This is a genomic window from Clostridium polynesiense (assembly GCF_000820705.1).
Lineage (GTDB): Bacteria > Bacillota > Clostridia > Clostridiales > Clostridiaceae > Clostridium_AA > Clostridium_AA polynesiense.
The window spans coordinates 1-12,870 of the sequence record NZ_CCXI01000105.1 but is presented as its reverse complement, the minus strand read 5'-3'; the positions used below and the strand labels follow the sequence as shown (position 1 = coordinate 12,870).

Annotated in this window: 14 protein-coding genes and 1 pseudogene; 9 read left to right on the top strand and 6 right to left on the bottom strand. The window is 33.3% G+C overall.

Annotated elements, in window-relative coordinates:
* The first annotated feature begins 248 nt into the window (after positions 1 to 248).
* Positions 249 to 1,850 carry an amidohydrolase gene (locus TA89_RS09890; protein WP_040213047.1) on the top strand — a complete coding sequence of 534 codons (1,602 nt, stop codon included), beginning with the start codon at positions 249 to 251 and terminating at the stop codon, positions 1,848 to 1,850.
* Between the two features lie 96 nt (positions 1,851 to 1,946).
* On the opposite strand, the gene TA89_RS09885 is transcribed toward TA89_RS09890, so the two are convergent.
* The gene (locus tag TA89_RS09885; protein ID WP_040213044.1) at positions 1,947 to 2,543 is read right to left on the bottom strand and encodes an SdpI family protein; all 597 of its coding nucleotides are present in this window, start codon (positions 2,541 to 2,543) and stop codon (positions 1,947 to 1,949) included.
* Positions 2,533 to 2,817, bottom strand: a complete 285-nt coding sequence (locus TA89_RS09880) for an autorepressor SdpR family transcription factor (RefSeq protein ID WP_040213042.1) — start codon at positions 2,815 to 2,817, stop codon at positions 2,533 to 2,535. The genes TA89_RS09885 and TA89_RS09880 overlap by 11 nt, the downstream gene beginning before the upstream one ends.
* A gap of 193 nt (positions 2,818 to 3,010) precedes the next feature.
* On the opposite strand from TA89_RS09880, the gene splB reads away from it, so the two are divergent.
* The 4 genes from splB (at position 3,011) to TA89_RS09860 (ending at position 6,171) form a co-directional block, all read left to right on the top strand.
* Positions 3,011 to 4,033: a spore photoproduct lyase gene (gene splB, locus TA89_RS09875; RefSeq protein WP_040213040.1), complete on the top strand. Its 1,023-nt coding sequence runs from the start codon at positions 3,011 to 3,013 to the stop codon at positions 4,031 to 4,033.
* 92 nt (positions 4,034 to 4,125) lie between these two features.
* The gene (locus TA89_RS09870) at positions 4,126 to 4,620 is read left to right on the top strand and encodes a stalk domain-containing protein (protein ID WP_040213038.1); all 495 of its coding nucleotides are present in this window, start codon (positions 4,126 to 4,128) and stop codon (positions 4,618 to 4,620) included.
* Complete coding sequence (locus TA89_RS09865) at positions 4,590 to 5,543, top strand: DUF2334 domain-containing protein (RefSeq protein WP_341349992.1); 954 nt, start codon at positions 4,590 to 4,592, stop codon at positions 5,541 to 5,543. The genes TA89_RS09870 and TA89_RS09865 overlap by 31 nt, the downstream gene beginning before the upstream one ends.
* Before the next feature lie 55 nt (positions 5,544 to 5,598).
* Positions 5,599 to 6,171, top strand: coding sequence for a nitroreductase family protein (locus TA89_RS09860; protein WP_040213037.1), 573 nt, complete (start codon positions 5,599 to 5,601; stop codon positions 6,169 to 6,171).
* Positions 6,172 to 6,278: 107 nt separating this feature from the next.
* Here TA89_RS09860 and TA89_RS09855 read toward each other — a convergent pair whose 3' ends face one another.
* Positions 6,279 to 6,911 (bottom strand): DUF1847 domain-containing protein, encoded by a 633-nt coding sequence (locus TA89_RS09855; protein WP_040213035.1) that lies wholly within the window; start codon positions 6,909 to 6,911, stop codon positions 6,279 to 6,281.
* 155 nt (positions 6,912 to 7,066) lie between these two features.
* Between TA89_RS09855 and TA89_RS09850 the strand changes: the two genes are divergently transcribed.
* Positions 7,067 to 8,473: an MATE family efflux transporter gene (locus TA89_RS09850; protein ID WP_040213033.1), complete on the top strand. Its 1,407-nt coding sequence runs from the start codon at positions 7,067 to 7,069 to the stop codon at positions 8,471 to 8,473.
* Between the two features lie 54 nt (positions 8,474 to 8,527).
* On the top strand, positions 8,528 to 8,986 hold the full coding sequence (locus TA89_RS09845; protein WP_040213031.1) for an NUDIX hydrolase: 459 nt from the start codon (positions 8,528 to 8,530) through the stop codon (positions 8,984 to 8,986).
* A 269-nt stretch (positions 8,987 to 9,255) separates the two neighbouring features.
* Here TA89_RS09845 and TA89_RS09840 read toward each other — a convergent pair whose 3' ends face one another.
* Complete coding sequence (locus tag TA89_RS09840) at positions 9,256 to 9,789, bottom strand: hypothetical protein (RefSeq protein ID WP_040213049.1); 534 nt, start codon at positions 9,787 to 9,789, stop codon at positions 9,256 to 9,258.
* A 461-nt stretch (positions 9,790 to 10,250) separates the two neighbouring features.
* Here TA89_RS09840 and TA89_RS09835 point away from each other — a divergent pair, with 461 nt between their 5' ends.
* Both TA89_RS09835 and TA89_RS09830 read left to right on the top strand, forming a co-directional pair.
* Complete coding sequence (locus tag TA89_RS09835) at positions 10,251 to 11,237, top strand: lysylphosphatidylglycerol synthase domain-containing protein (protein WP_040213029.1); 987 nt, start codon at positions 10,251 to 10,253, stop codon at positions 11,235 to 11,237.
* A 199-nt stretch (positions 11,238 to 11,436) separates the two neighbouring features.
* Entirely contained in the window at positions 11,437 to 11,826 is a 390-nt protein-coding gene (locus TA89_RS09830) for a PH domain-containing protein (protein ID WP_040213027.1), read from the top strand.
* A gap of 96 nt (positions 11,827 to 11,922) precedes the next feature.
* On the opposite strand, the gene TA89_RS09825 is transcribed toward TA89_RS09830, so the two are convergent.
* Together TA89_RS09825 and TA89_RS18600 are read right to left on the bottom strand one after the other, a co-directional pair.
* Positions 11,923 to 12,678 (bottom strand): ABC transporter permease, encoded by a 756-nt coding sequence (locus TA89_RS09825; protein ID WP_052447412.1) that lies wholly within the window; start codon positions 12,676 to 12,678, stop codon positions 11,923 to 11,925.
* Between the two features lie 6 nt (positions 12,679 to 12,684).
* A pseudogene (locus tag TA89_RS18600) lies at positions 12,685 to 12,870 on the bottom strand (hypothetical protein); the annotation flags it as partial.

Genomic DNA, 12,870 nt, shown 5'->3' with positions numbered 1-12,870 from the left:
AACAGATGAATTTTATATGGCAAAATTACTATAAGTAATAGAATAGTATATAATTAAACCATAAGAATATAGAAGTGTCTTTGAATTATAGCTATAGGATAAAAAATGTGATTATATCATAAGCTATGTATAAACCTTCGTTATTTATTATTTTTCTCATTCATAAGCTAATTTAAATCTAAAAGAAGAATTGATTTCAAAGGTGATTTTAAGGGGATGAAATAATTTTTTTCATAGGAGGAAATTAAATGAAGGAAACACTGTACTACAACGGAGATATAATAACTATGGAGAAGGAGAATTATGCAGAAGCGGTTTTAGTTAAGGATGGAATTATTGAAAAAGTGGGGAAAAGAGATGAAGTATTTACATACAAAAATGAAAATACTGAAATCATTGACCTTCAGGGGAAAACCTTAATGCCTGCTTTTATAGATTCTCACAGCCACATAACCTCTTTGGCCAACACTTTAGGAATTGTAGCTTTACATGATACTAAGAACTTTAAGGATATAGTAAATAAACTAAGAGCATTTAAAGAAGATAAAGCACTGAAAAAAGGAGAATGGATAATAGGTTTTGGATATGACCATAACTTTTTAGAGGAAAAAGAGCATCCTACGAAAGAGGTGCTAGATATGGTATCTGAGGATAATCCTGTTATGATAGCTCATGCTTCAGGTCATATGGGGGTAATGAACTCAGCAGCTTTAAAGGAAGTGGGAATAACTTCTTCTACTGCAAATCCTGAAGGAGGATTGATAGGCAGGATAGCCGGAACTGATGAGCCTAACGGATATTTAGAAGAAAATGCTTTTATTCAAAAAACAGGAAAGGTGTTGAAGCCTTCCTTGGAAAAAATGTGCGGACTCATGGAGGAAGCTCAGAATATATATTTTCAATATGGGATTACAACAGCTCAGGATGGATTAGTTAGGGAAAATGAAGCTGCTATTTTAAAGGCTGTTTCTGAAAAAAAACTGCTTAAAATAGATGTGGTAGGATATGTGGATTTAAAGAACAGTAAAGCTATCATGGAAGACAGCAGAAAATATCTTAAAAACTACGTGAACAGGTTTAAAATAGGAGGATATAAAATATTTTTAGATGGCTCTCCTCAGGGAAGAACTGCATGGATGAGCAAGCCTTATGAAGATGCAGAGGATGGATATAGAGGTTATCCTATATATAAAGATGAAGAAGTAGAAGGATTTGTTGAAACTGCCATAAATGAAAATATACAGCTTCTTACTCACTGTAATGGAGATGCAGCTGCAGATCAACTCATTAGCTCTTTTAAGAAGACTTTAAATAAAACTCAAAGCAAAGAAAATATTCGTCCTGTGATGATACATGCTCAAACTCTCAGATATGATCAGCTGGATGAAATGAAAAAGTTACATATGATTCCTTCATATTTTGTGGCGCATACCTATTATTGGGGAGATATACACATTAAAAACCTTGGAAAAGAAAGAGCCTTTAAAATAAGTCCTCTTAGGAAAAGCATTGAAAAGGGAGTAATTTATACCCTTCATCAGGATGCTCCGGTAGTTTCACCGGATATGCTTCATACAGTTTGGTGTGCGGTAAACAGGATAACCAAAAATGGTGTAGAAATAGGACCTGATGAAAGAGTGGAACCTTTAGAGGCCTTAAAGGGTGTTACTATAAATGCTGCTTATCAGTATTTCGAAGAGGATACAAAAGGCTCCATAAAGGAAGGAAAACTTGCGGATTTAATAATTCTCGACAGGAATCCCCTTAAGGTGAATCCTATGGAAATAAAAGATATTAAAGTTATGGAAACTATAAAGGAAGGAAATACTGTGTATTCTAAGAAGCAATAAAAATTTTCGTTTTAAAGAAGGGGATGGGATATAAAGTGTTAATGGGAGCTTATGCCTCCCATTAACGCTTTATGTCATATTCCTATTATAAATTTATTATTTTTTAAACTTTTTATAGTAGAACCATAGAGAATATAATCCCGGTACAGCAATCCACAAAAGTATAAAGAATACAGAAACTTTCTCTGCAGGAAGGAAGAAAGATCCAATGAATTGCGATATCCCAATGGGGAAGGAAATATATCCTAAGATTTTGTGAGCAAGTTTCCAGGTTTCTTCATCTCTTATGGTCCAAGGAAGCCTTAGCCCTAAATACCTGTTAAAAGGGATTTTGGGGGCAGAATTACCAATGACCATAATAATCAGTGAAATAAAAGCTGTTAATAATATGTCTCCGTTACTGGTTGAAAGATAATCATTAAAGGGGGCTAAAACTGTAGTTAGTGAGAATATTATAACCAAAGCTATAGTAAGCCTGTTTAATCTTCTTATGGTTTTAACCTTAGGGTTATCCTCAGAAAGGTTGGCTATATAAGGTGCCTTTATATCAAATAATATCAATGCACCTACAGCTAAAAAAGCCGTTATTGCTGCTCCTCTATGGCTTCCAGGTATAAGCAAGCCTATAAGCAGTATTAAAACAGATACAGATAAAAATATAATTCTTGTTAAATCTAAGCTGTTATTTTTCATTATTATTCTCCTTCCGGTTTTTATTGAAGAAATCTAAGAAGCCTCCCAATATCTGCTGAAGAACAGAGGTATTAATAGAATATATGACATATTGACCATTTTTTTCGGAGCTTACCAGCTCTGCTTCTCTTAAAATGTCTAGGTGCTTTGAAATAGATGGCTTAGACATATTAAAGTGATCAGATATTTCCCCTGCACTCATATCCTTCTCAGAGAGGAGCTTTAGTATTTCTCTTCTGGTTTCGTCGCTTAGAGCTTTAAATGCTTTGTTCATGATCCAGCTCCCTTCAAAATTAATATAGATATTTAGCTAATTAGTTAAATATCTATATTAATTATATAATTATATTTTTGTAATTTCAAGACTTTCACAGATGATAATTATAAATTTTTAATGAGGTCTTGAATAATAATAATATTCACTGCAGAGATTAAATCTATAAATATATAGAAGGGTGGATATAAAGATGTTTATTCCAAGGAGGATAATATTTGAAAAAGGTTCTTTAGACTATGAGATGGGTAAAAATATCTATAATACCTTTAAAGATAATCCTTTAACAGAAATAATCAGATTATCTTCAAATAGGATTAAGGAAAATATACCGGGAAAAGACTTATATGAGTTTTACAGAGAAGGTAAAAATACTTTAGTTGTGGGAACAAAAAAAGGATTAAAGTTTCAAAGCTGTAAACCTTCAGCTAATTATCAGCTTCCCTTAATTTCAGGATGCATGGGACACTGTGAATATTGTTATCTTAATACAAATTTAGGGGATAAACCTTATATAAAAATAAACGTCAATATAGATGATATACTTTATCAGGCAGAAAAATATATTCGTGAAGGTTTCCCTGAGGTTACTGTATTTGAAGGTTCAGCGACCTCAGATCCTATTCCGGTAGAGCCTTATACCCATTCATTAAGCAGAACCATTGAGTTTTTTGCGCAGGAGGAGAAAGGAAGATTCAGATTTGTAACTAAGTATGATGATGTTGAAACACTTCTTAATCTGAGACATAATAATCATACGGAAATAAGGTTTACCCTTAATACGGAAAGGGTAATCAAGGAATATGAAAGCCGTACTTCCTCCCTAAACAAGCGTATTGAGGCTGCAGTAAAGGTGTCTCAAGCAGGATATCCTGTTGGTTTCATAATTGCACCGGTATTTTTTTATGATAACTGGAAATCTGATTACAGAAGCCTTTTAAATACACTTCATAGAAGCCTTCCTAAAGTTATCCATAGCTCAATAGGATTTGAAATTATATCTCACAGATATACTTCAAGAGCTAAGAATATAATAGAGGAGATTTTTCCGGAAACTAAAGTTCCTATGAAGGAAGAAGAAAGAATCTTTAAATATGGTCAGTTCGGATATGGAAAATATATTTATACTTCTCAGCAGTTAAAGGAAATGAAAGAGTTTTTTAAAACGGAGATAGAAAGTTTATTTGAAAGCTGCAGAATCAAATATATTATATAAATATTTCTTTCAACCTTTGGAGATTTCACATATAATGAAATATATGGGAAATATAAATTTTTTATAAACTTTCATGGGGATGTGGGGAAATAATGAACAAAATTATTAAAAGAACGGTTTTTTTAATTTTTGCAGCTTTAATAGCAGTAGTGCTGTTTAAAGATACTGAAGTTCAAGGAAACGTTAAAATTTACAGCGGTGGAAAGAATATTCATAGGGGGGACAGGAGAAAAAGGATACAAGATTTGAAGGAAATACGGCTTAAAGAGGTCCAAGCTTCCTTAAAGGATAAGAAAAATCAAAGGGATTTAACAGTGATTGTAGAAGGAAATAAGGTGAAATTATCATCTCCGATAGTTTTCTCTTATAACAGATATTATTTTTCTATAGATGAACTGCTTTCTCTATACGGATACAAGGTTAAAAAAGCAGAGAATATGGTTTATATAAACTCTAATGATAATAAAATCACCATAAATTTAAAAGAGAGACTTATTAATATAAATGGTAAAGTAGAGCCCTTAAGAGGGGAAGTTGAAATGGTGGAGGGAAAGGTATATGCTTCCCTTTTGATATATGCAGAATAGGTAATTTAGTTACAAGGTGGAATACAGCGGAAAATAAAATAGCCATATATTCAAGGAGAGGAAATAAGATTAATTCAGCTAAAGATAAAAGGGATAAAAGTTTTAAGAAAGCAGCCCTGGTCAGGTTTGAGGATTTAGCTCCCATGGATACATATTTGGGAGATGACAGCTTAGAAAAACTGAGGGCTTTAGGAGATAGAATGGAGGATAATAACTCTCCTTTTCACATTGCCTGGATTCCCAGGTATGTAAATCCTCCGGAGGGTATCGACAACAGTCTTTTAGATAATAGAAATATGAAAAACGCTCACTTTTTATTCACCTTAGATTATTTAATCAGCAAAGGAGGAAATATTGGGCTTCATGGATATACCCATCAGTATGAGGAGGAGGAGAGCATCGTAGGCTCTGAGTTTTGGGAAAAATATAATCTTTCCAGAAGAGAACAGAGGGAAAGGGTGGAAAAGGCTATTGAATCCGCTCAATATTTAAATCTTCCTTATAAATTTTTTGAAACTCCTCATTATAGGGCAAATGTTAGGTTTCAACAGCTGTTAGAGCAGTATTTTGATTTCGTTTATGAGCCAAGCATAGCATTATTAAATAATAAACCTGCTTTCAGTCCTTTTGAAGGAAAAACTATGTTTGTTCCTGCACCTTTAGGCTATGTTAAAGACGATAATGTGGGAGAAATGATAGGTGAAATAGAAAAATTAAAGGGAGAAGATTTCTTCAGCTTTTACTATCATCCGGGAAAAGAGTTTAAATATATTACTCTAGAGTCTGAAAAAGATGGCTATCCATACTACAGGTATGAAGAGGGAAAAGGAGTAATAGCTGTAATCAATAAACTAAAATCTATAGGTGCTGAGGTTGTCTCTTTAGATAGTATAAAGGCTAAAGCTTTAGAAAAGGAAAAATAAAAAGGATAAAAAAATATATTAAGTAAATATTTTAATAATGAAAGGAGCAAATTAAATGGTTAAAGATTTAATACTAAAAAATAGAACCTACAGAAGATTTTATCAGGAACATAAAATTTCCAAAGAAGAGCTATTAGAGTTTATTGACATAGCCAGGATATCCTCTTCCGGAGGGAATCATCAAAGTCTTAAATATATACCCTGCTACACAGAGGAGCATAAAGCTTTAATTTTTAACAATATAAAATGGGCAGGATATTTAAAGGATTGGGATGGACCGGAAGAAGGAGAGAAACCCGGTGCTTATATAATTGTGCTTCAGGATAAAAGCATAAGCAATAACTGCCTTTGGGATCATGGTATAGCAGCGGTAAATATACTTTTATCAGCAGTGGAAAAAGGTTTGGGAGGATGCATGTTCGGTTCAGTAAACAGGGATCAGATATCACGTTCCTTAAATCTTGGGGATAATTTAGAAATACTTATGGTCATCGCTTTAGGAAAACCTAAGGAAAATGTAGTGCTTAAAGATGCGGAATCAGATGGAGATATAAACTATTATAGGGATAAAGAAGGAAATCACTATGTACCCAAAAGAAGTCTTAAAGAGGTAGTTATAGATATTTAAAGAATATAAAATTCTTATATACTATTAAAATAGAGAATAAAAAGGGAGCCTGTGCAAGAAGATTTAGTCTTTTCTCAGCACAAGCTCCTTTATTTTATATAAGGGCTTTATTTTTCTTGATTTTTTAATTTTGCTTTGTAATAACTGCCGGCAGTATATATGGCAGCTAAAGGATTATGACCAAGTACTCTGTCCTTTACAGCAAATACAGTGACAGGAGCCTTAGAGTATTTTATAAAAAGGGAATCATGTCCAACGCATAGCCCTAATAAAATATTCAATTCAGTACCGGCATCATTTAAAAAGTAAGCTTGTCCTATAGGATTGCACATAGCTTCATAGGTATTTGGTCTTACTTTTTCATCTTCTTTAATATTAATGAAGGCTTTAGGTATACTGCCATTTTTGCACACTACGGAATTTACCTCAAAATCCCGTTTCCGAAGTATAGAGCAAAAAGTTTTTGCTTCATCCTTAAGACCTATACAAAAGGCTACTCCTAGTTTTTTGAAGCCGCATCTCCTTGCAAAGCTTATAATTTCCTCAATTCTCGTTTGCTGACAGTATCCGGAGCTTTCCACCAATGCAGAATTATGAGCTATTGTGAGATTGCTCTTTTCCATATATTCAGTTTTTATATTCTCCTGATCCCCTGTCATGGTGCATGGACAATTTAATGGCGAATCACTTATATCTCCGGTTTTGCATCCGTTTTTTGCACATACATCACAAGTATACATCATATCATCTCCTTCATATATATTATACTAAACTTATTGGATTTATTAGAATACAGCGTTGTAATAATTTCGGGAATAAATAACTTTTAAGTTGTTATGATATAATTAATTAATATGAGAAATATAATATTAAATAGAAAATTGAGGTAAATATAATGTCATTTAACTTTAAAGCTTTGTATTCAGGAGAATACATGATAAAGGAGGAGCAGAAGCTGGGAAGCCTTCCTTCTGATAAAAAGCTGTATACCTCCACCATGAATATTGCAATGCCTGCAATGATAGATACGGTACTTATAGGACTAGTATCTATGGTGGATACCATAATGGTAGGATCACTAGGTGCTGCCGCTATAGCAGCGGTAGGAATAACTAACCAGCCTAAGCTCATAATTCTTGCTACTTTTGCATCCTTAAATATTGGAGTAACAGCCATTGTTGCCAGAAGGAAAGGCCAGAATGATAGAAGGGGAGCCAATAGATGTCTTGGACAAGCTCTTATGATAAGTTCATTGCTGTCCATGCTTTTTTCTATATTGGGTGTGATATTTGCTGAGCCTATGCTTCTTTTTGCAGGTTCTCAAGCGGATATGATCCTTCCTGCAACCACTTATTTTAAAATACTAATGGCAGGAATACCCTTTTCTGCTGTAACCCTTGCTATAAATGCTGCTCAAAGAGGATCCGGAAACACAAAAATATCCATGAGGATAAACATAACTGCAAATATAGTTAATATGGTATTTAATTATCTTCTTATAGGAGGAAATTTTGGATTCCCGGCACTGGGGGTGGCAGGGGCCGCTGCTGCAACAGTTCTTGGGAATATAGTAGGTTTTACTATGGCATTGATATCCATAAGCAGCAGACAGCAATTTTTACATATAAACATTAAGGAAATATTTATAATTGATAAAGAGGTATTAAAACCTATGAGTAAAATCGCCTTAAGTGCAGGTGTAGAGCAGGTTTTCATGAGAATTGGATTTTTCCTTTACATAAAGATAGTAGCTTCTTTGGGCACTGTCCAGCTGGCAACTCATAACATATGTATGAGCCTTTTAAGCCTTTCCTTTTCCTTCAGTGATGGATTGGGAATTGCAGCTTCTTCATTAATAGGACAATCTTTAGGAAGAAAAAGAGCAGATATAGCAATAATATACGGAAAAGCATGCCAACGAGTATCTCTGGCGGTTTCTGCAGGTATGGTGCTGATGTTTACTCTTGGAGGTAAGGGGCTTGTCTCGCTGTTTTCTACGGATTCGGCAATATTAGCCATGGCATCACCTCTTTTGATAATTATGGCAGTAAACACCCCTATTCAATACTCTCAGGTTATATTTTCCAACAGCCTTAGAGGAGCTGGAGATACTAAGTTTACTGCTGTAACTGCAATGATAAGTATAGGAATTGTCAGGCCTATAGTATCTTGGATGCTTTGCTATCCTTTAGGTTTAGGATTAACCGGTGCATGGCTGGGGCTTTTATTGGATCAGTCACTGAGGTTTTTATTCTCCTATTTCCGTTTTTCCAGCGGTAACTGGTGTAAAATCACTGTATAAGTGGAGATTTAAATAAGAAGTTATAGGCAAAATAAATATTTAAGGGAGAGAGTTATGGAAGAGAGGATAAAATTTTATGATTTTAATTCTATAGCTAATGAGAAACTCAAGTATGCTATTTTATTTGTGAGATACCACAATACCTGGGTGTTTGTAAGAAATAAAAAAAGAGATACCTGGGAAACCCCAGCAGGACATAGAGAATATAATGAAAATATTTTAATCACTGCTGAAAGAGAGTTAGTGGAGGAAACAGGAGCATTGGATTTTAAAATTCTACCTCTGTATGCGTATTCTGTGGAGGATGCAGAAGGGGAAAGCTTTGGAGGGCTTTTCTATGGTGAAATATATAAAATAGGTTCCCTTCCTGATTATGAGATTGGAGAGCTATCCTTTATGCATAATCTCCCTGAAAAGTTAACCTATCCGGAAATACAAAGGGTATTGTTTGAAAAAGTAAAAGAACATATAAAAGGCATGCTGATAAAAAAGCACTGCTTAATGCAGGGTTGAACTGGGGGAAGGAACAGGGGGGTGTAAGAAGCTTTTTAGCCTGTGATACATTGAATGGTAAAGGAATAAATTTATATAAAAGCCTTGGTTACAAGGGAAAAGAGGGACGGGGCCAAATAAATGTGGAGAAATATTTGAATTAATCCCATAAAAGTTTCTATAAAAAACCTCCGCTAGTTCAGTGTAATATATATAACTTAATTAAAAAACTATATAAAAAGGAATATGATAAAAGTACCTCTGCAGCATAGTAGGGTACTTTTATTATTTCATTGAATATGATATTTATTTGGAAACTGATAAATTATGCCATAGAACATATAATTAGAAATATTTAAGGCAACCTTTTCGATTTCGTTAAATATGTTTATGCTAATTTCATAATATTTATTTATTATATCTATTGTTTGTGCTTTAGTAAGCTCAAGATGCTTATGAAGAAGGTTCTTCCACTCATCTTTATTCCAATATGGATTAATACTGCTGAGAAAATGTGCTATTTTGTCGGCGCTTGTATACCATGCTTTTTCCACCTCAGAGGCAGCTTCTAAGTTCTTACTTTTGTTCTTTTCTATAATATGGATTATTAATATGATATGCTCTTTTAGCAAATCTCTAAATTGTTCTGACTTTTCCTTTCCGTATATAGGAAGCAACATTTCTTCAAAATGAATGGGATTTTTATAAAGTCTTTCTATAATGAAGGAGTAATCAGGAGTGTTGTTAATTAAGCTAAGGGTTGCTGCTCTAATCCAAAATATATGCTGCTGCCATAAAGTTATAATATTATTATTCAGCTTCATTAGTGAAGTGTTTATTATTGGAGGAGCAAAACGATGGTAAGGGTAGCGGCTGCTATAATCTGAATAGTTTATTGTAAATGGGCATATGGGATAATATATAGGAATAGTATACAAAATAAACACCACTTAATAATATTTACCATAATACTATATGAAATTATTATAAGGAAGGTTACATTAGAATAATGGGTTATAAGATGAATTACAGAAAAAATAAAAAAAAGTTTTTGGAAAATAATGTATGTAAATATTGGTGAATATATTATAATTAGAATATGTACATTTTGAAATTACATATATCAGGGAAGGAGTTTCAATTAACCATTGCTACAGAGATTAATTTTTAGTCGCTGCAGTTCTTTTTTTTATGTTCTGCACCTGTGAGTTTACCGCTGAAACAGATTTTTAATCTTAAGGGAAGAGGGGGGAAACCGGCAGAGAATATTATTTAGCCGGTTTGTATGGATATAATAGTAAAAACAATTAAAAGGACGAGTATAAAGGATAAATTTAAAAATAAAAAAGGAGAATTATTAAAGCTAGGGATAATTTTACTCATTGCTGTACTTATAATATATTCTTTAGGAAAAGAGGTTAAGGGAATAGACGTTGAGAAAACTCTTTATATTCTTAAGGAATTAGATATCAATAGTATTTTTATATTGATTATAATGGGAAGCTTATCTTTTGTATTCACAGCTTCTTATGATTTTACAGTAAGCAGGTATTTTGACTTTAATTTAAAGCTTTCAAAGGTGATTGCCATAGGATGGATATCCAATTCCATAAACAATATCACAGGCATGGGGGGAATAGGAGGAGCAGGAATTAGGACTCTTTTATATACGAGGTCAGGAGTTCCCTTTAAAAAAGCTGTAAATGCTAATTTTTATATTATACTTTCTACAATGACGGGATTGTCCACAATGATTTTATTAGGCTTTTTGGGAATATTTAATTTTTCATCACTTCTGGGTGAAAGAAGGCTTTACAGTGTAATAATGGTGCTGATTGTACTTTATCTTCCTTTATATTTTTTATTAAATAAGATGAAGTTTATAAAGGAAAGAGTATTACGAAACCATGTAGAAGCCCATTATAGATTAAAACTTTTTCTGTATTCAGCTTCTTTAGGGGAATGGGTGTCAGCTTCTCTGTTTTTTGCAATGATTATAGGCAATCTATCTCCGGATCTTCCTGTAAAATCCATAATGGGGGTATATTTTGTTTCTATAGCTTTGGGACTAGCAAGCTTCCTGCCAGGAGCGGTGGGATCCTTTGATTTTGCATCACTTTTAGGTCTGAAGCTTATAGGGGCTCAATATGAAAATGCCCTGGCTGGCATAATATTATTTAGGGTGTTTTACTATTTGGTTCCTTGGATAGTAGCAATGGTTCTAATGGCGGCGGCGTTTTTAAGAAAAAGATTAATAAAATATAATATTTAAAGTGGAAAGCTTTTATAAATAAGCTGATTTCTGAATTTATGGCAAAATCATATAATTTAGAATCACTGCTTGTTTATAAAAGTTTTTTATATATTTTAAAAATAATTAATATATTATTAACTTGCGGAAAATGTTTATTATGTAATAAAATGTATTCAAGGAAAAATAAATATTATAAGGATAATGTGAGGTGACATAAATGGCATTCAGATTAACTGAAGACTTAATGAGGGATAGTTTTGAAAAGTATTTAACTAAGGATGAAACCGAGTTATATCCTATATATGCTATTAAACAAAATTGGTTTGTTACATGGCTTAGTAAATATTACTTTATAGCAGTAACCAATAAGAGGTTGTTTATAATGAGAGTTTCTACCTTTTTAAAGGAAAAATCCTTTATGGAGGTTAAACCGGAAGAGATTAAAAGTGCAGCCATTAATAAGGGCGCTTTAGGCAGTATTATAGAAATATATATGAAGGATGGAAGGTTTTTAAAAGCAAGGGTAAATAAAACTGTGTTAGGACTTGGAAGTCAAAAACAAAACCTTGAAAAGATTAAGGAGTATATAGATAATTTACCAGTATAAATGGTGCCAGGCACCATCTTTTATGCTTCTGTTGAATTAAAGCTTTTGGCAGCTAAAGTTATAAATATAAAACCTATAAAGAGTATTATAATAACCTCACCTTAATATTGTAAGAGGATAATTGAATACCTGAAGATTTAATCCCATAGCCTGCCTCAAGACTGGATCCATGGTTTCTGCCTGAAGAATTATCTTTTTGAACATATCCACAGCATAGGTCATAGGATTTATCTTTATAAGAAAATTCATCCAGGAAGGAATGCCGTTAAGAGGGAATAAAGCTCCTGATAAAAACAGCATTGGGAATATTAGAAGCTGTATAGCCACATGGAAACCCTGAGAAGTTTTTATAAAGCTTGCTACAAAAAGTCCTAACCCTGATACGGTAAAAGCAACTATGAACATAGCAGGTATTAATTTTATAATAATTGGCAGGGTTAATTTAACTCCTGCAAGGGGGATGAATAAAAGTATAAGCAACCCCTGTATCAAGGCTATGGTGCTTCCGCCCAATACCTTTCCCAGAGCGATGGAGGTTCTTGATACTGGGGACACAAGCATTTCCCTTAAGTATCCAAATTCCCTGTCTTGTACTACAGAAAGTGCTGAGATTACTGCTGTATTAAAAACTGTCATGGCTATAATCCCGGGAAACATAAATTGAACAAAGTCAAAGTTTTTTATGGCTCCTGCTGTATTAGCTCCGGACATCATAGATTTTATTGCTCCTCCCATACCGCTTCCGAAAACCATAAGCAGGAGAAGTGGAAGAGCTAAAGATCCTATAAGTTGTGCTTTATCTCTTAAAAATTTAATTATATCTCTATACCAGATTGCAAAAATTGCTTCCATTTTAAATTACGCCTTCTTTCTTGAAGTTTTTTTATTGACAGGTTTTTGAGAGGCTGTTTCTTCTCTTATTTCCCTGCCGGTTAAATTTAAAAATACATCGTTTAAAGTGGGGCTTCTTAAATTAACGCTTTTTATAGGAATCTCAAAATCCTTTATAAAGTTCACTAAAAATTCACTGCCTTTTGCAGCATT

Bases quoted from the DNA above. Each gene is read 5' to 3' on its own strand.
- TA89_RS09890 (WP_040213047.1), top strand. From the start codon at position 249: ATGAAGGAAACACTGTACTACAACGGAGATATAATAACTATGGAGAAG.
- TA89_RS09885 (WP_040213044.1), bottom strand. From the start codon at position 2,543: ATGAAAAATAACAGCTTAGATTTAACAAGAATTATATTTTTATCTGTA.
- TA89_RS09880 (WP_040213042.1), bottom strand. From the start codon at position 2,817: ATGAACAAAGCATTTAAAGCTCTAAGCGACGAAACCAGAAGAGAAATA.
- splB (WP_040213040.1), top strand. From the start codon at position 3,011: ATGTTTATTCCAAGGAGGATAATATTTGAAAAAGGTTCTTTAGACTAT.
- TA89_RS09870 (WP_040213038.1), top strand. From the start codon at position 4,126: ATGAACAAAATTATTAAAAGAACGGTTTTTTTAATTTTTGCAGCTTTA.
- TA89_RS09860 (WP_040213037.1), top strand. From the start codon at position 5,599: ATGGTTAAAGATTTAATACTAAAAAATAGAACCTACAGAAGATTTTAT.
- TA89_RS09855 (WP_040213035.1), bottom strand. From the start codon at position 6,911: ATGTATACTTGTGATGTATGTGCAAAAAACGGATGCAAAACCGGAGAT.
- TA89_RS09850 (WP_040213033.1), top strand. From the start codon at position 7,067: ATGTCATTTAACTTTAAAGCTTTGTATTCAGGAGAATACATGATAAAG.
- TA89_RS09845 (WP_040213031.1), top strand. From the start codon at position 8,528: ATGGAAGAGAGGATAAAATTTTATGATTTTAATTCTATAGCTAATGAG.
- TA89_RS09840 (WP_040213049.1), bottom strand. From the start codon at position 9,789: ATGAAGCTGAATAATAATATTATAACTTTATGGCAGCAGCATATATTT.
- TA89_RS09835 (WP_040213029.1), top strand. From the start codon at position 10,251: ATGGATATAATAGTAAAAACAATTAAAAGGACGAGTATAAAGGATAAA.
- TA89_RS09830 (WP_040213027.1), top strand. From the start codon at position 11,437: ATGGCATTCAGATTAACTGAAGACTTAATGAGGGATAGTTTTGAAAAG.
- TA89_RS09825 (WP_052447412.1), bottom strand. From the start codon at position 12,678: ATGGAAGCAATTTTTGCAATCTGGTATAGAGATATAATTAAATTTTTA.